Raw genomic sequence first — 18,417 nt, forward strand, 5'->3', positions numbered from 1 at the left:
CTCTCCTTGGTAGAATCATAGTCGACAAAAACCCGATTCAAAGGAGAAACCCTATGCAAAAGAATAACACAGAATACCCAACTTTAAAAGAACTTGAACAGCTAGTTTGGAGGAAGTTACAGGAAACCTTCTCAAGTGTGATGACCTGCATACTAGAGGAATATGACGAAGAAATTATGCAACAACGTGATAAGCAACGCTTCCATTATAAAGATAAACGGCCTCTAAAAATAGACAGTTTATTTGGTGAGATTGAGCTGAAGCGTTCCTACTATCGAGATCGTGAAACAGGGAAATATGTTTATCTCCTTGACCAGTACCTGCAATTTGAGGGGATAAAAGGTTTTAGCCCTTTGGTAGAAGAAGCCGCGATTGAGCTCGCTGTGACAAGTCCTTCCTACCGAAAGGCATCGAACACGCTTGAGACTCTTCTTGGTTATCGTGTCATTAGTCATGAAGCCATTCGCCAACATCTGTTAGAAGTAGAAGCGACGCAGAAAGACCGTCAGCCTATCACACATCCAGTATTGTTTATCGAGGTGGATGGACTGTATCTAAAGCGACAAGAGAAACGAATCAAAGGGAAAGAAGAGAAAATCGCAGCGGTTCATCAAGGCTGGGAGGTCAACGGAAAAAGGGTGAGTTTAAAGGAGAAGCGACATTATGTTCATCGGGGGAAAGAACCGTTTTGGGAGGGGCTTGAGACTTTTCTCATGGAGGCGTTTGACTATGATCCAGCGGTGCATCGACTTGTCATTAACGGGGATGGAGCGACTTGGATTACCGCTTGTCGAGACTATTTTCAAGGACGAGCCTTCTTCACGATTGATCGTTTCCATGTGGCACGTGATATCAGGAGACTGTTTCGAGATCACAGGCGTTATCGAGCCATGCAGAAAGCCCTCGCAAAGTATGATGGAGAAACACTTATAACAGAGCTCAACAGTGCAGTGGGAACGCTTGAGACAGAAGCGAAAGAAGAGCGTTTAGAGGCGTTGATTCATCAGCTTGAACAGTACCCCGAAGCATTGGGAGATTACAGACAATGGCTGAAAGATCAGGGGATTGATCCGACAGGGTTCCGCCCAATGGGAAGTGCTGAGGGAACCATGAGTGTTTTTGCGAAACGTTTGAAGAATGGACGAAGTTGGGTTGAAAAAGGCGCTAGTGCCATGATGACAGCGATGGTTGCGTTAATGGATAAACTCCCTCTCAAAACACTAATGGGACGTGTTGAAGAATGGACAGAGCCAAAGGAAGAACGTCCTCCCAAGTACTTTCTGGAGAAGGTCGAGAGTACAATTGGTGAAGCGACACGAAATAACATCATGTATCTCAAACAAAGAGCGAATATTCCAGTTTACCGAGCACTGAAAGACTTGAAAGGCTTTTAAAAGCCCTAAGATTCTTAACAGAGGAGAACCCTAACATTCTGAATTCGCTTACACCTATGAGAATGGAAAATATTCCTCCCACAAAAGGTTGACACAATCGCGGAAAACGGAAAGGTTTCCGTGGAATTGTATGAGGAATTAAGACCGGACCTGGTGACGATGGATATTACTATGCCGGAAATGAACGGGGTAGAAGCCGTCAAAGAGATTAAAAAAATTGATAATAACGCAAAGATCATTATGTGTTCAGCCATGGGCCAGCAAGGGATGGTTGTAGAAGCCATTCAGTCCGGTGCAAAAGATTTTATCGTAAAGCCTTTCACCCCGGAAAGAATAGCTGAAGCAGTGGGTAAGTTATTTTAAATATTACTCCTGGAAGAACTGCAAAACTTGAACAGAGGGGCGAAGGAAATGAAAAAGTTATTTAATTTCAGAAGTATCCGAGCGAAAATTTTGTCCGGTTTCTCAGTAGTTATTCTATTAGTGCTTTGCTTAGGGTGAATTGATCGCACCCACACTCGCCGAAACGAATGACTGCATCAGGGAAGAGAACTGGCTGAGATCTTCTTCGACCGCTGCCATCATTGTTTCATGCACTTCTGCATCAAGGTCGTCCCCTTCAAAGGTATACTCTTTCACATTGTCGCCGATAGAGCCCCAGGAAGATTCCACGTTGCTGATGAGCCACGTGCTGTCATCTTCGTCATAAGTCAGGGCATAAGTCATGTTATACAGTTCATCATATATATTCGGAGAATAGCCGCTGTAATAATCAGCTTCTTTCCAGTTTTCCGCGGTGGAAACAGATGCCTGCCATCTGCCGTCCTGTTCGTATACAACAATGGAGTCCAGGTCGAAGCTGGTGGTTAAAAGGCTCCCGATATAAAGCTGGTCATTCCTGTTCATGGAATTGATCGTCCTTGTAAGCTGTTCCCTAAGTGACGGCCCCGCATGCTGTACAGAAGACATGCTTCGTGAAATCTTAGCTTCTTTCCAGTCATGCAGGTATTCATTGACTGTTTCAAAAACGGACTCGGCGTCTTCCTCGCTCAGTGTAAAGCTGAATGACATATATTCAGAGTCCACTGTCCGCGGCTGGCTCTCGATCGTACCGAACGGAGTTTCTTTTTCAAGGTGCATAGTTAATGACCCGTCAAGCAGAAGCGGCCCGAAATATTCCCCTTCTGCAGGGACTGAAGCACCAGTATTTTCCCCATTTAAGAATATGTCTGCCCCGGCAATAGAGGAGTCGATTTCTGTATAGCTGATGCTGAACCAGAGATCGGCATAGTTTTCATGGAATAATTCAACATCCGTTTCTACTTCCAGTTCCATGAACTCGCTGTCCAGTACGGCCTTCACATTATGGACGCCTGGAGGGAAGGTGCCGAGCGTAACCATGTCCTCGTGGGTATATTGCGGTTCTGTTTCGGTTCCGTTCACGAAAAACTGCACGTCGTGGTAATTAGTGTATACATGCAGCTCCTGGGGATGGACGGTAAACTCATAGTTATCATAGAGGAAGAATTTTTTCCCCGTTTTCTCAAAGGTAATGAGCGGAATTTCCCAGTATTCATCGTGCACCGGCTCTTCGGCGGCAAGGCTGATATTCCCTTTGTAGGAACGGGCCTGCTCATGGAAAGCATGTAACATTTCGTCTTTTAAATAAGGGTAGTCGTTGAAATAGGCTAGAATAGCTGCTGCAGATTCCTCTGTGAAATCTTCTCCGTCGCCAGCATAGTTGAGGTAGCTCATAAGTGCTTCTGCGTCGCCTTCACTCACTGCTTCTGTGAATTGATCCAGTCGTTTTTCCGGATCTATATATGCTTCACCTGCTTTATACAAACCGAAAAATAAGGAAGCGGCAGCAATCACACTTCCGCCGATGACCATTGTTTTTTTCGAAAAAGAAGGCAGGGATTGCTTTGGCCCGGGAGCGTCCGGCGTGCCGGACACTTTCATTTCAGAGCCGCATTCCGTACAAAAACCAGATGAAGTCTCATGCTTTGCACCACATTTTGTACAAAAATTCATTGGATGTTCTCCTTTATTGTAAATTGAAGTTATGTTTTTTTAGCAGGAAGCCGTTGGTCTGTTTAAGCTGCCTGATGTGAAGCAGTATTGCTGTTTACCCGGCTTGTGAAAAACATAGCGCCGGCATATGTGCCAATAAAGGCAAGGACCGAGCTGAACAAAAGTACAGCGAAGGTAGAGAAGCCGAGAGTCATCGTAAAGGCATCGCTAATGTTGGTAGTGACCGAGAAGCGGGTGATGGAAACGAGTGCCGCGTTAACGATACCAAAGGCAAGGGCGTAGGCGCCGATTTCATAGAGCAGGTTTCCGGAGCTTGCTTTCAAGAGTACCCCTCCCGTCCAGAAATGGATGGCCAGGGGGATCAGGACAAGCAGCCATAGATATCCGCCGAAAACTTCCTTCAAATCTTCTTCAAGGTAAGGGTCGTACGGTGTCACCTTGACTCCTCCGAGCACGGAATAGCTTGCACTCACCTGTTCATAGTCCATCTGTGCATCAAAGCTGAGGGAAGCCAGCTGGGACAGTGACCAGAAATAGCCGCCTGTCTGTGATGCTACGAGCGTCCGCTCTCCTGTAGTGGCAGTGCTGAATTCATCATGTGCAGATATGGTAATGAACGCTGCAAAAAACATGATGGTCAGCCCGGCCACTGTGTTGACTGCTGCACGGGATATAGATACACCGTAACTTGTGTTTTTCCCTGGGCTCACTGACCTCGGAACGGAGAGTACAGCCCCTGCAGTGGTGAAAATCAGGCTGATGATTAAGGCATTTATAAAAGTAGCGAAGAAACCGTAGCTTGCTGACACCGTTATATCGCCAATGAAGCCTGAAGGGTCCGGTACACTGATGGAAGCACCGCCGAACAGGCTGATGAATGCGATCAATACAGCGTAAACGAGTGCAAAGGAAAGATTATTATAAAGGCGTGGCAGCATTGCCGAGCTCTGCTGGTTACGGTTCATCAGGTAACCGGCCAGGATAAGGACAACTGCGGGAATTGTAAGGAACAGGAAAAGCCCACTCGTTGTTGTGAGATGAAAGCTTGCAAACGCAATATCGGCACCGTAGCTTACCCCTGACATATGGCCGAGAAGCAGCAGGTCACTGGCAGTGATAAGTTTCAGGTTCTGCAGGATGTCCGGAGAAAGTAACATTCCAATTTCACTGGAAATCTCGTCCATGATCAATCCTTGGATATAACTGTTAAAGGTGGAGCTGATGATGAAAGTAAGAATGAATAACGTGGCAGCTGCCATACCGCTCCATTTAGCTGCATGGAGCAGATTATCTTTCTGGAAAATGTCCTGTAAACTTTTTAGTGCCCCTTCTTGGGAGTGGAGGTAACCGCTGCTGTTATCTGATCCTGCCGCTGTCTGGTGGAAGCCTGATTCTTTATGGGCAGCGCTGATTTTTTCAAGGGAGTGTCCGCAGCCGGTACAATAAACTGCCTCTGTTGAATGCTGTTCGCTGCAGTTACTGCAGTACTTGCTTTCACTCCGTGTAACCTGGGCGCCGTAAGTAGTAGTTAATGGCATGCCGTCATTAACACAGTAGAGGGCACCTTGTTCATTTTTTGTTCCGCAATGTGTACAATGCAAAATATTCACCGTCCTTAATTATGTAGGGTTTTAGTTGTGTAGATTTGTAAAAGTTCCTGGTGGGTAGGACCGGTTTAAAAGCTTTCCGGCTTATACTGCAACAGGGACTTTTTTACCGCAGCATGGGCAGAAATTAGCCGAGGCAGGATAGGAGGTTTCACATGCAGAACACGAGCGAGCCGTTGATTCCTGGACAGTTTCTTTCTCCAATTTACTGCCGCAACCGCCGCAAAACTTATCGTCGGGACCGTTTGCTGCACTGCAGGAAGTACAGATTACCTGACCCTCCGCACTGCTCTGACTCAACGCTTCTATGTTTTGGTTTGCCGAATACATCTGTTTGTCCAGCTCTGCGATGCCTTCTGCTGTTTTGGAAAACTCTGAATCTGTTATTTCACCTGTGCGTAACTTTTGGTATGCAAGCTGGCCAAGCTCAATTAAAGCTTCGGACTTCTTCAGGGCGCTCTCCTGAACCATTTTTTTCAGACGGTTGATTTCCTTTGTGGTTTGCAGCTTTTGCTTCCCTTGTTCAATACCTCCCTGAAACTTTGACAGACCTTCGCCGATTTTGGATTGTAAGTCGTTTGACATAATGCGATCCTTCCTTTCTGTTTGTATGGTGGAGCAGGCTGCTAACTTCCCCCTCAACCTTTTGTAATGATACTTTTTTCTTATTTTGGGTTATTTAGTCGGAGGCGGGAGGATAGGTATAAGTAAAAAGAACTATAAAGGAAATTATATATTATAACTCAACTTTCGCACCACAAAATAAGCCTATAACCCTTGATACGCCTTAACCCAAACCAAACGAACTATGCAGCTTGCGCATGAAATTCACCATCACCAAGAAATGTCTTCTGTAGAAATTGAGGAAGACTATCAAACAGCTCATCGATGATGGATTGGACTTTTTCTTCAGAAAGCACGGGTTCCTTGGAAAGTGTTGATTTCAATGCATCTATGACCATCATAAATGCCTGGGCGAACCGAACATCTTCCATTTCATCGCAGCACAAATAGAAGAGCTGTCCAATCGTTTTTGGATCCTTCTCTTCACGGGAACTTACGGCAAGCATGATATAGCGTGCGAAAACGATGGTGGTATGGGCAACCAGCGCATCATAATGGCGCGATTGGCATTCTTTCGCCAAACGAAGGTGGGATTTAGCGACTTTGAAAAAACATTCGATATCCCAACGCTTCCCATAGAGACGAACGACTTCTTCTTAAAATACATCCCTTTCTGGTTTAGTTGTGGTGACTATATTTTACCAAATTGGGATGTATTTTTGTGTGATTTTTTAATACTTTTTTCCGAAAGACCCCAGTCATATCAAGGGGTGGTTAATGTTTTTTAGATGCGAAAGTTGAGTTATAAATAGTCAAAAAAGAAGTAGGGATTTTTCGGGTGGTGACAGGCACCGCCCGAAAAATCTTGTTAGCGATTTTGAAAGGGGCTGTCTCAAAAGCCCTTAAAAAGAAAAGCCTGAAGTGACATTTATAAGTCGCTTCAGGCTTTTTGTCTCCGATGATCGGTTTATCTCTTCCTGAAACAGGCGGATGGTCTTCGCCTGTTTCAGGAAGTTGTGGGCGATTGCGATCAGCCCAAACTCAATGTTCACCTTGTCAAGGCCACGAAGGTGAAAACGACGGAACGACCGATTGCCCTTGATATGACCGAACACGCTTTCGACCTCTGTTTTCCGTTTTCGATAGGTCTTTGCGCCTTCTTCCGTATCAAGGGCTCGTTTCATTTTTGATTTTCCTTCTTCATATACCGGATTATAGTGAATCTGGCGATTGCCTTTCGCTTTTGTACAATCCGTCTTGAATGGACACCCGGTACAGTCTTCACATTCATATATTTTGAAGTCTCGTTCGTATCCGTAGGCATCCGTTCGTTTGCGGTAGTATCGAAAAGTCACTCTCCGGTTATTTGGGCATATATAGGTATCATCATGTTCCAAATACGTCCAGTTCTGTACCTTCCATGGGTCGTTCCGATAGACCCGGCTTTCTTCTTTTCTCATCGTATGATAAGGGATGAGGGCATCCCATTCGTTTTCAGCGATATATAAATAGTTGGGCTCACTTCCATAACCAGCGTCTGCGATTAGCTTCTTTGGAAAGGGAAGTTGGCGTTCTTCAAGCATACGAAGGTGTGGAATCAAACAACGAGTATCTGTTGGGCGTTGATGAATGGAATAACCGACAATGAATTGATTTTCGGTCCCTGCCTGTACATTATATCCGGGTTTCAGTTGACCGTTTTTCATATGATCTTCCTTCATACGCATAAATGTGGCATCTCGATCGGTTTTGGAGAAACTATTTCGATCACCGAATGTCGCTAATTGATTTTCGTATCTTTCTAAGCGTGGCAGATAGTCTGTGTTTAACTTCTTATGTAATTGGCGCCAGTGACGAGCTTCCGCTTTTTTCTCTTTTTTCAGAACCGGATCTTGTTCGTCATGAAGGGCTTGTTCCGCTTGATTCGCCTGTTTTTCCACTTGAGTGACAGCTTCACGTAACTGTTCAGAAGTCACACGCTTGTTTTCCCCTTGATCATTCTCTACCTGCTGGTTATCGGAATCAATCGTCTCTTCAATGTGGGCGAATAATTCTTCGAGCTTGTCCTGTAGCCGCTCCTTATACTTCTGGACGGACTTTTTCCAAACAAACGTATATCGATTGGCATTCGCCTCGATTTTGGTTCCATCGAGAAAGTAGTTGTCCATGGTGATGTAGTTTTGGTCGAGCAGTAACTGAATGAGGGACGTAAACAATGGCTCAATGATGTCTTTCATTCGTTCCGAGCGAAAACGATTAATGGTGCGGAAATCTGGTGTTTGACGAGCGGCCAACCACATCATCGGAAGATGTTCACGCAGGGACTTGGCAATGTCGCGACACGAATATAATTTTTGCGTGTAGGCATACAAAATGATTTTCGTCATCATCTTTGGGTGGTAGGCACTCCGGCCGCCACCTTTATATGGGGCGTAGAAGAGATCTTCATCCACCATTTCCACCATGTCATTCACCACACGCGCCACATGGTCTTCGGGGATGAGATCGCTAAAATCCATTGGAAGGACTAATTGGTCCATGTTATAATGAATGAAAGTAGCTATAGAGTTACTCAAAAGAATCGCCTCCGTTTTCTTATTTTGTTTGTGTGGGTACTTACATTATAACGAACGGGGCGATTTTTTTGTATTCAAAAGGGCTGCCCATAAGTCAATCATTTTGACTTATGGGACAGCCCCTCCAGAAAGCTTTTAGCGTGGTAAAAAAATCCTCGCTTCATGGTAAGATAAAGTAGGTTTCCCGACCGCACCATCTCACCATAGAAGGAGGATTGCCCAATGAAGGACAAGAACAGTTTAGCACACACAACATGGAATTGTAAGTATCACATTGTGTTTGCGCCAAAGTATAGAAGGCAAATCATTTATGGAAAGTACAAGAAAAGTATCGGCCAAATCATTAGGGAATTGTGTGAACGAAAAGGTGTGACGATACACGAAGCTAATGCATGTCCGGATCACATCCATATGCTAGTAAGTATTCCACCAAAGTTGAGTGTATCTCAATTTATGGGCTTTCTAAAAGGGAAGAGTAGTCTCATGATATTTGACCGACATGCTAACTTAAAATATAGATATGGAAATCGGAAATTTTGGTGTCGAGGGTTCTATGTTGATACGGTGGGGAGAAATAAGAAACAAATACAAGAATACATTAGAAATCAGCTAAGAGAAGACTACATGGGAGATCAACTGACGCTGTTTGAAGAGTATGACCCATTTACAGGCGAGAAAAATGAGAAGAAATAAGAGATTCTTTAGAATCGGTGAGTAAATGTGGTGCAGAAGGGAAACCAATTCGGTGGGCCTTTTAGGCCGAGGCCGGCAACAAAGGCTTTTAGCCGAAGAGCAAACCACCAGTTCACACTGGTGGTTTTGATTTCACGGCGAATGTTTCACGCTGCGGCATTATTAAATGAAATATCTCGAGCTGTAAAATCGTCTGTTCTTCCTGAAACAGAATCTTTATTTTTCCCCACCGAAATCATCAAGTGAAAGGGCAAGTCTTTTTATTTTTCATAGGAAAATAGTTGGTGTATATTCGAGTTGTGAGCGGTAACAAAACTTGAGGGAGGCGAGGAAAATGAAAGGGAAAGAGACGATTCTGGTTAATGAGTTTATCAATGGGGTGCTGGATCCTGAAGATGAAATGCTGGGGCCTGTGAAAGACGGGGGACATATTGTTGCCAACACAACACCAGGCTGCTAGGGGCCGATGATCACTCCATGTCTTCGTGGCGGACATGAAGTTACGAAGCCTGTGTATGTGGAGGGTGCTGAAGTTGGTGACGCAATAGCGGTAAAAATCGAGTCGATCCGTGTTACTTCCATTGCTACTGCTTCTGGTCATGATCAGCCGGTGGAGGGGCGTTTTAACGGTGATCCTTTCGTTGCGCCGAAATGTCCTAATTGCGGTACTGTGAATCCGGATACGAGAATAGAAGGAATCGGCCAGGAAGCAATCAGATGTGCCGAATGCGGCGAGGATATTACTCCTTTCAGATTTACGAATGCTTATACGATGACATTTAATGATGGAAAGCAGGTTGGGATTACATTAAACCAGCAGGGTGCTGAGAAAATCGCCCATGATGGGAAACACTATATGTTGACTCCGGCAAACTCCGTTCAAAACCCGATTGTGACGTTTGCTCCCCATGATATTGTCGGGGCTATTGCGAGGCTTCGGCCATTCCTTGGTCAGCTGGGGACGACACCGGCAAGACCTATGCCTGATTCTCATAATGCCGGGGACTTCGGTTCGTTTCTCGTCGGTGCCCCCATGATTACACGTTAACGAAGGAAGAGCTGGAAGACCGGACGGGCATATGGACATTAACCGGGTCCGTGAAGGGGCGGTCCTCATTTGCCCGATGAAAGTTCCAGGCGGCGGTATTTATTTAGGTGATATGCATGCCATGCAAGGGGATGGGGAAATAGCCGGCCATACGACGGATGTTTCCGGCATCGTAACTCTGAAGGTGGAGGTTTTGAAGGGGCTCACGATTGACGGGCCAATTCTGCTGCCGGTGGAGGAAGATTTGCCATACTTGGCAAAACCGATCACTGCATCTGAGAGAAAACAGGCGGAACAGCTTGCTGCAGAGTGGGGAATGGAAAAGCAGTTAGAAGAGTCTCTGCCGCTGTCATTTATCGGTACGGGAGAAAACTTAAATGCTGCTACAGATAATGGAATGGAAAGAGCAGCTAAATTACTTGAGATGAGTGTGCCGGAAGTCATGAACCGGGCAACTATAACCGGATCCATTGAAATCGGCCGCCATCCAGGCGTCGTGACGGTAACCTTCCTTGTGCCAGTCGAACGTATAAAGAAACTAAAACTTGAAAAGTATGTTGCGGAGCAGTATATGTAGCGGTGGCCTGTCACCACCCGAATAATCTTGTTTCACAGCAAATGTTTCACGGGGCGGATCTGGTGATACCTGCCGCCCCTATTAGTGTACATAATTTTTTTGGTGTTATGGATTGAGTTAAACTTAAGTTTAGGGGTAGTGAAAGGAAGGACAACGAATGCCGCTGACTTATAAAAACTTCAGGAAATGATAATTATTATTTGCATAGTAAGTTGAACGGATTTTCATAATGCAACTCATTCTTAGCAGCTAAGAATAAGGTGCTGCCGATTTAAACCAGGTGCCAGGCGGGGTTGATATTTATGGAAATCCTCTTGGTCAGCATACAGCAAAATCTCCGCCAAAATTCTGGATATTAAAATGTATCGGTCGTATTATGGTATTATAAACGATAAATGGGGGACGAGAGACCTGTCCCTCTGCCTCAAGGAGGGATTATTGATGGACTATGCTCGGGAAAAGGAAAAATGGTATAAACAATTTATGGGTTCGTCCGTAGCTGAGCAGTATACTTTGGTTATGGATTTATTGAGAAATCAGCCGGATGATGAGATGTTAATAAATGATGATTTCGGGATCATCCTTGTGGATTTAAAAGAGGGCCTTTTCAGAAGGAAACGTTTCGATGACACGATTGAATTAATTGACGTATTAAAAGTGAATACGCCTCAGTTTTATGCAGAAGAGGTTAACTATCTTTCTGACGCGCCTATACAATATTATTTATATAAAAATGATATTGAGAAGGTAAGGGAATATTTTCAGGCGTATATCGGCAATCCTTCCAAAGCACCAGAGGTATTTATTCATTTATTTAACAAACTGCTGTTATACAAACAAACGGATTTAGCGATAGAAATTGCGGAAGCTGTATGGAGGAAAATAGCGGAGAGTCCGGATTTAATCTATGGAGCGGAAGGAGACTTCAAAGAGGCAATTATCAATCAGGAATTTCAGGAATACTATCTCAGCCTGTTGAGTGATAGTGGTAATTCTGACGTGAAACTTATTCAGATGAAGAAGAAATTTGAAGGATTAAATGTCGCGCCAGGCTTTCTGGATAAAAGTTTGCCCCTTGCTTTAACAGCTCTTAAACGAATATCCGAACGGGAGGCCGGCCCTGTTTTTGAGAAAAAGGATTGGGATACACACCTTGAGGCTGCTCCAAGTGATGCAGTTTATCAACTATCCTGGGCGTTCGCCGCATACATGCTTTTCGGGAAAAAAATCCCATTTACAGCCAGCCTGAAGATTTGGCGGGAGTTCCTGAAGGTTCTGACTGTAAGTAAAGCAGGAGGTGTTTCCTTTGACCTGAACACCTCAGATTTTAAGCAAGAAACCGGCGATTTATTAACAGGTATAGGCACCGGGGAAACAGGATTTATGCTCCTTTGGGGACTACCATATATTTATGACTTTTTGGAACAGGAGCAGTTAATTGCTCAAGATGTAAAACAAGAGGCGTTAAACACTATTCAGGCTGGAAAAAATGACGCGATTAAATATTATAGCAGCCAACTTTGGAGATTTAATTTTGTACATGTATGGGAAAAGCCGGATTGTATAACTGAGGAAGAATTTACCGGGGAAAAAGCGATGTTCAGAGAAACCTTTACATCTCCTCCAGAGATGGACGATAAACCAGCATTCAGTAACTTTAACGGTTATTTATCCAGTGAAAGCAAGTCTTTATTTGACAATGCGCCCTTTGGAAATAAATCAGGTTCGAAAAGAAAAGGACCATCGAAAAAACAAAAAACAAAAAAAAGGAAGGATGCGAAAAAGCAGCGGAGAAAAAATCGTTAATTGGTTAATAAACATGCTGTTGATAATCGAAGCCTTCAGTCAATCTTCATACAGAAAGAAGGAAACAGGGAATGAAATTTATGTTCTGGAAAAAAGAAGAAAGTCTGCTTATACAAGAGCTTAGGGAAGCAAGGGAACAATTTTCTTCCATGGAAGAAAAACTTTCTGATATGGACAAGCAGATTCAAAAGGCGACCCGGCTCCAGTATAAAACAGGGAAAAATATCGAAGGGAAACTCGGCGATATAGGAAGTTTATTAGACGCGAGGAAAGAAACCGGAACCGTTCCTCTGAGCGATGCAGCCATTGAGAAACTGATCCGGCAGGTGGATGATATGGATCTTGTCCATGCCGGTTTGGCTGAGGACACACAGTGGGCTGAGCTATTAATAAAATGGAAGGATTCTCTATTATCGCTCCTTGCTGAAGCGGGAGTGCGTGACAGCGTCCGCCCGGGAGACATGTTCGACCCTGCGTTAGCGGAAGCGGTGGAGGCAGTCGAACTTGCTGAACCGCACCGTCCTTTTGAGGTATTTCGCGTTTATAAAAGGACTTTCACAAATTCATCTGGAGAAGTAATCAGAAAAGGACAAGTTGCAACTGTAAAGGAGGAAAGGAAATGACACCAACAAAAAATTCCGCAGAGAACTCGTTTCGGCCGATTGTAGGTATTGATTTAGGCACGACAAATTCCGCGGCCGCCTATATTCACAAACAGAAGCCCAAAATGCTTACGCTGAAAAATGGTGAACGTTTGATGCCCTCCGTCGTACTTTTAAATCAAAATGGGCAGATAATCGCCGGAGAAGAGGCGCGGAACGCCCTTGTTGCCATGCCTGAGCGAACGAAAGCGGCTGTGAAAAGAAGCATGGGCGAAAAGATAACTTTTTCCATGGGGGACCAGGCATATACTCCCGAAGAATTATCTGCTTTTATTTTAAAAGAAATTAAAAGATCGGTTGATAAAGAGCTTGGAGAAGGCGATAAGGAAGCTGTCATCACTGTGCCGGCCTATTTTACGAATGCCCAGCGGCAAGCTGTTAAAAAGGCTGGCGAGCTTGCAGGCTTTGTCGTGGAGAGAATTATAAATGAACCGACTGCCGCGGCTCTCGCGTACGGTCTGCAGCAAGGGGATGAAGACAAGCATATTCTCGTTTATGATCTGGGTGGAGGCACCTTTGATGTTTCTATCGTGGAGCTTATGGGGGGAATCATGGAGGTCAAGGCTTCCGCCGGAAATAACCAGCTTGGGGGCGAGGATTTTGACTGGCTTCTTGTGGACTGGCTGGCGGATAAAGTGGTGGCTGAACATGGCACAGACCCACGGGAAGACATTCGAGGGAAAGCACGTTTGAAGGAAGAAGCGGAGAAAATAAAAAAGGACTTATCGTTTCAAAGCTCTGTTGACGTATCGGTTCCGGTTATTACTGTGAAAAATAACGCGCCTGTTGGACTGGATTGCACTATACAAAGGGAGGAATTCGTCTCACTTATCACTCCGCTGCTGGATGAAACAAAGGAAAAACTTAGTCATGTTTTAGAGGATGCCGGCCTCGCGCCAGGTGATGTGGACGAGATTCTCCTTGTTGGCGGATCAACGAAAATTCCTCAAGTGCAACAGCTCATCACCTCATTTTTTAATAAGCAGCCAAAAACGGATATTAACCCGGACGAAGCGGTAGCATTAGGTGCTGCTGTCCAGGCGGGAATAAAATCCGGGGCGTTTTCTGATAATGGGCTCATCGTCACTGACGTTGCCCCATTTTCGATGGGAATTGCTGTGTTAAGCGCCCAGCCAGGGAACGTTGGTAAACCTGGGGCGTTCCATGCGATTATTCCCCGCAATACGACGATTCCCGTGACTCGGACGGAAAGATATACGACAACTTCCCATAACCAGCCGGGGGTGGAGATTGAAATCTATCAAGGGGAAAATAAATGGGTCAAGGATAACTACTTTCTCAATGAGTTTCTGCTGGAGGGGCTTCCTTTAAAGCCTGCAGGCGAAGAAGCGGTGGATGTCACCTTCCGCTATAACCTTAACGGAATACTTGAAGTAAGCGCGAAGAGTGTGAGCACCGGGGCGGAAATGAGTGTTACTATTGAAGATGCTTTAGACAGAAGTTCAGAAGAGGCGTTTTATGACAGCCTGGCTAAAGTGGAAGCGGCTTTCCAGCCGGAGGAGCACGAGGATGCATCCGATGAAGAGCTTAACTTGTTCACTCCTTTGGAAAATGACAATCAAGAAGAAGGCAGAGAAAGACCGGACTCTCTTCAGGACCTTATTAAAGAAGCGGATGAATGGAAAAGACGTTTTACAAAAGAACTGGAAAATCGTGACGGCGAAACGGAAAAACAGATAAATGCGGTGATTAACAGATTAGCTGCGGCGGCAGAAGAAAAAAACACGGAGGTTCTTAACGAAGCGATTGAGAGCGCCATCGACTTAGCTGTCGACCTGGAACTGTAATATGCCTCTGGAATTTTAATAAAAGCATATTTTCTAAAAACCCGAAGTTTCCAGGAGGAAGGCTTGCTTTTTTAGAGCAGGAGGCATATCCATTAAAAAAAAACGGTTTTGATTCTGAGAATAAAGAGTATATAGAAGGAGGGTTTTCTTTGGCTGTAACTCCGGACGAAAGTTTATATAAGATTTTGGGGACCACCGCAAAGATCAGCCAGCGGAGGATAAAAGAAAAATATATTGAGGCAGTTAAAAAACATCCCCCGGAAACTGACCCGGACCAATTTGAAAAAATACGCCAGGCATATGAAGTATTAAAAGACCCGGTGAAGCGGAAAGAGTATGATATTTCCAGAAAATACGGCGGGAAAATAGAGAATATCCTGAGGAAAGCATCGGAGGATGTGGAAAAAGGGAATTTTCAAAAAGCCCAGAAAAAGTACAACGAGTTACTGGCCATCGATCCTGACAACTTGTCAGGGAAAATTGGCGTCATGTTCTCTTCCATTGGTTTAGATGACTTGGAGAGCGCATATGCCGTGTTTGATGATTTGAGCAATAATGTTTCTGCTCTGGAAGAAGAAGGGCTTGAGCTTGATTTTATTTACTCTGTTTTTTCAAAAATGCTGATAGAAAAGGGATATACAGCGGAAGCGTATGGGATTCTGGAAGATGCATTAAAAGAATTCCCGCGTTCTGCTGGTTTAGCTGAGCCTATGATATTTCTCTGTCTCGGTATGGATAAGACTGACAAGGCTCTGGACGTTGCGGAAATGACTCTGCCGGCAGAAGGCGAAGAAAGTTTTGAAGATATTGATTCTTATATCCTCTGGGTCCATACTATTGTGAGACTTGGGCGGTGGGCTGATTTGTCTAAAGCACAGACCCGCTTCAGGAAGTTTCTGAAAAGGATGGAAGACGAAGAAGAAAAGGACGGGGCCTTCAGTGTATTGATGGAGCAGTACGAAGAAGCGTATATCCACCAGAGTTACCGGGTTGCCGATATATTTATTGACTTAGCTAAAATAGTTAATGTGGGAATGTTTGACTTAAAAGAGCAAATCAAGGAAGTCAAGAAGTTAGTGCGGATAGAAAAGGATTTCAACCGGCTGTTTCGCGACACGGATTTATTTCCTCTCATCCTGCGCCAGGCTGTCCATTTATACTTTGATGATGAAGATCACCCGGCAATTCAGATGCTGGAGGAAAATTTTACTCCGGATATAATCAATGAACTGGAACAAGAAGCAGAGTACTATGCTGCGGGCATTCTGTACTTGAAAAAGAAATACCCGGCATTTTACTCCGAGTATAAACAAACCTGGGACCGTTTATATGATGATTTGACACAAAACTTCAACCGGGAAATGAAGCGGGGGCTGCGGAAGCTCATATGAAGGAAGCGCAGGGGTGCCTGTCACCACCCGAATTTTCTTGTTTCACAGAGAATGTTTCACGGGGGACATATTATTTATAGGTTATTCATCGGGTACTCAGATATTTTGGGTACCCGTTCTTCTTTTGGATGGGTTAATAGATAGAGCATTTAATTTAATTTCCTTTTTAGAAGGGATTCGCACGACTTTGACCATCAATCGCACGACTTCAACTGTGGTTCGCTCAACTGCCAAGGTCATTCGCACAAGTCCCCCAATCATATGCACACATTAAACTTATTATTATTTAAGATTCATCGTCATTTTCTGTGAAAAAGTTTTATAAACATGAAAAAACTCGCTATTTCCTGGCAATCCTTTTTGTAGACCAATACAAAAAATAGGAGGAAATAGCGAGTGAAAACAAATATATGTTTACCACTAGGATTGCCAGAGTTTGTAATTTTAAAACAGGAGATTCTAAAGGACTTCATCTATTTGGATGTCGAAACGAACGAACAGCCAAAATGTTGCATTCATTGTGGCTTCTCTATGCTTAAAAAGCATGACCAGCGCATGAGAAAGGTACGGGATTTAGATCTATTAGATAAAACTCTTTATCTGTTTGTACATGTAAAGCGCTGGCGTTGTCAGAATTGCCAAGAGGTCTTTTCTGAGCCACTATCTTCTATCCCTGCTGGTAAACATCAAACCTATCGGTTTCGTAGGAAGGTATTTGAAATGTGCATTGGTACAACAATCAGTGATGTAAGCCGAAAGTTAAAAGTTAGCTATAAGACCGTTGAAAGAATCTACTATGATATCGCTTCGAAAGAAGTGAAAGAGCACTCTTGTTCAGGTGTCATTGGTATTGATGAAGTTGCTGTACGAAAAGGCCATAACTATGAAACGGTTGTGACAGATATTCAAACGGGATCTGTCCATCAAATGGGAGCGAATCGTGATTATGACTCCACAATCACTCTTCTAAAATCCTTTGAAAAGGCTCCTTCGGTGGTCGTAATGGACATGTGGAAACCTTTCTTTAGAGCTTGTAAGACACTTTTTCCTAAAGCCTCTATTGTGATTGATAAGTACCATGTTGTTCAAAAGATCAACCTAGCTCTTGACGCAGTCCGAAAGTCCAAAAGTAAAGAGATTAACGGAATCAAGAAGGGACGTTTCTGTCTGCTAAAACGTCGCTTTCGTCTAACTGAGAAACAGTTCAAAAGATTGGAAGCCTACCATGATCAATCCGAAGAACTTGCTCATGCGTACTATCTAAAAGAGTGGTTTTATGACTTATACCAGCAACCATCTTATAAAGATGCATCTACTTTTTTAGATAACTGGATAAAAGAAGCTAGGATGAGTCCTTTCCCCTCTTTTCATGATGTATGCAAGACCTTGGAAACATGGAAACCATTTATACGTCTCTTCACCACTTTCTGTGGTACACGCACAATTCCAGAAATAAAGTTAGCGAGATTAGATACTAATCTAGTCGAACTCCTTCATCTGCTTAGGCACCATTCAGTTGGTAGGTTGAAAGCGGTCAAGTGGGTTCCTTGACGGGTTTCAACCTACCAACTACCCTTTGGCTAGCTGATGAAGGAATTTGTAAGCTGTTAAGCTGCCTGTTTTTCATTAGTTTTTCCCGTACACTCCAAAAATACACGTAAGCGAAATCGTTGGATATTTCGAAAGCCATATGCTCGCCTTTTGATGTTTTTAATTTTATGGTTTGTTCCTTCAATTCGACCATTAGTGTACGGAGTGAGAAAGTACTGAAGGATAGATGCTTTCCACTTCTCCAGTGTTCTGGCAACCTCTTGATAAGCTCTAAATGGGCTTGCTTTTGCTTCATTGATCCAGTTATCTAATAGTTCTTCAGCTGTGTCATAGTCACTGGCTTGGTAGAAGTCACGGAATGATTCTTTTAAGTAGTAAGCCAAGGCCAATTCATCATGTTCGTCGAGCCATCCTTCTAGCTGTTGCTTTTGTTGTTCAGTTAGATTTTCGTAGCCTTTTAATAAGGCAAATCTACCTTTTTTAAGTGTTGGAAACCGTTTTCTAACTTGATCTAAAGCTTGAGTCACTTTTTGAACGACATGGTATTTATCAATGACAAGACAAGCAGCTGGAAATAGCGTTTGGATGGCTTTATGGAACGGCTTCCACATATCGACGACAACCGTTTCTACACACGACTGAGAGAGTAAGTTCTTTGTTAAAAGGAGTTGAGTGGATTCAAAGCTTCGGTTCTCTTCCATCGCTA

At 44.0% G+C, this 18,417-nt stretch carries 12 protein-coding genes and 3 pseudogenes; 9 read left to right on the forward strand and 6 right to left on the reverse strand.

The genetic code is table 11. The features are described 5' to 3' along the window. Window positions 1-53 precede the first annotated feature (53 nt). Both E2L07_RS17810 and E2L07_RS17815 read left to right on the forward strand, forming a co-directional pair. Window positions 54-1,394, forward strand: a complete 1,341-nt coding sequence (locus tag E2L07_RS17810; RefSeq protein WP_243854882.1) for an ISLre2 family transposase — start codon at window positions 54-56, stop codon at window positions 1,392-1,394. Between the two features lie 99 nt (window positions 1,395-1,493). Further along, window positions 1,494-1,757: pseudogene (locus E2L07_RS17815) on the forward strand (response regulator); the annotation flags it as partial. Between the two features lie 129 nt (window positions 1,758-1,886). Here E2L07_RS17815 and E2L07_RS17820 read toward each other — a convergent pair. The 5 genes and pseudogenes from E2L07_RS17820 to E2L07_RS17840 form a co-directional block, all read right to left on the reverse strand. Further along, window positions 1,887-3,428 (reverse strand): zinc ribbon domain-containing protein, encoded by a 1,542-nt coding sequence (locus E2L07_RS17820; protein ID WP_134230226.1) that lies wholly within the window; start codon window positions 3,426-3,428, stop codon window positions 1,887-1,889. Between the two features lie 62 nt (window positions 3,429-3,490). Beyond that, entirely contained in the window at window positions 3,491-5,038 is a 1,548-nt protein-coding gene (locus E2L07_RS17825; protein WP_134230227.1) for a zinc ribbon domain-containing protein, read from the reverse strand. 81 nt (window positions 5,039-5,119) lie between these two features. Next, on the reverse strand, window positions 5,120-5,620 hold the full coding sequence (locus tag E2L07_RS17830; protein ID WP_134230228.1) for a zinc ribbon domain-containing protein: 501 nt from the start codon (window positions 5,618-5,620) through the stop codon (window positions 5,120-5,122). A 382-nt stretch (window positions 5,621-6,002) separates the two neighbouring features. Further along, window positions 6,003-6,255: pseudogene (locus E2L07_RS21785) on the reverse strand (transposase); the annotation flags it as partial. A 246-nt stretch (window positions 6,256-6,501) separates the two neighbouring features. Then, window positions 6,502-8,139 carry an IS1182 family transposase gene (locus E2L07_RS17840; RefSeq protein ID WP_134228860.1) on the reverse strand — a complete coding sequence of 546 codons (1,638 nt, stop codon included), beginning with the start codon at window positions 8,137-8,139 and terminating at the stop codon, window positions 6,502-6,504. Window positions 8,140-8,397: 258 nt separating this feature from the next. Here E2L07_RS17840 and tnpA point away from each other — a divergent pair, with 258 nt between their 5' ends. The 7 genes and pseudogenes from tnpA to E2L07_RS17875 all read left to right on the forward strand — a co-directional run bounded on the left by tnpA (window position 8,398) and on the right by E2L07_RS17875 (window position 17,711). Further along, complete coding sequence (gene tnpA / locus E2L07_RS17845) at window positions 8,398-8,868, forward strand: IS200/IS605-like element IS657 family transposase (RefSeq protein ID WP_010896358.1); 471 nt, start codon at window positions 8,398-8,400, stop codon at window positions 8,866-8,868. 334 nt (window positions 8,869-9,202) lie between these two features. Next, window positions 9,203-10,493 (forward strand): annotated as a pseudogene (locus tag E2L07_RS17850) (acetamidase/formamidase family protein). 441 nt (window positions 10,494-10,934) lie between these two features. Further along, window positions 10,935-12,299 (forward strand): hypothetical protein, encoded by a 1,365-nt coding sequence (locus E2L07_RS17855; RefSeq protein WP_134230230.1) that lies wholly within the window; start codon window positions 10,935-10,937, stop codon window positions 12,297-12,299. A gap of 71 nt (window positions 12,300-12,370) precedes the next feature. Further along, the gene (gene grpE, locus E2L07_RS17860; protein ID WP_134230231.1) at window positions 12,371-12,922 is read left to right on the forward strand and encodes a nucleotide exchange factor GrpE; all 552 of its coding nucleotides are present in this window, start codon (window positions 12,371-12,373) and stop codon (window positions 12,920-12,922) included. Continuing rightward, window positions 12,919-14,769 (forward strand): Hsp70 family protein, encoded by a 1,851-nt coding sequence (locus E2L07_RS17865; RefSeq protein WP_134230232.1) that lies wholly within the window; start codon window positions 12,919-12,921, stop codon window positions 14,767-14,769. Before grpE ends, E2L07_RS17865 begins: the two co-directional genes overlap by 4 nt. Before the next feature lie 149 nt (window positions 14,770-14,918). After that, entirely contained in the window at window positions 14,919-16,160 is a 1,242-nt protein-coding gene (locus tag E2L07_RS17870; protein ID WP_166740120.1) for a J domain-containing protein, read from the forward strand. 396 nt (window positions 16,161-16,556) lie between these two features. Continuing rightward, the gene (locus E2L07_RS17875) at window positions 16,557-17,711 is read left to right on the forward strand and encodes an ISL3 family transposase (protein WP_134230234.1); all 1,155 of its coding nucleotides are present in this window, start codon (window positions 16,557-16,559) and stop codon (window positions 17,709-17,711) included. 56 nt (window positions 17,712-17,767) lie between these two features. On the opposite strand, the gene E2L07_RS17880 is transcribed toward E2L07_RS17875, so the two are convergent. Continuing rightward, window positions 17,768-18,417: ISL3 family transposase (locus tag E2L07_RS17880; RefSeq protein WP_134229478.1), on the reverse strand; the 650-nt coding region annotated here is incomplete at its 5' end.

The organism is Halalkalibacterium halodurans, assembly GCF_004376175.1.
In the GTDB taxonomy this organism is placed as follows: Bacteria; Bacillota; Bacilli; order Bacillales; family Bacillaceae_D; genus Halalkalibacterium; species Halalkalibacterium halodurans.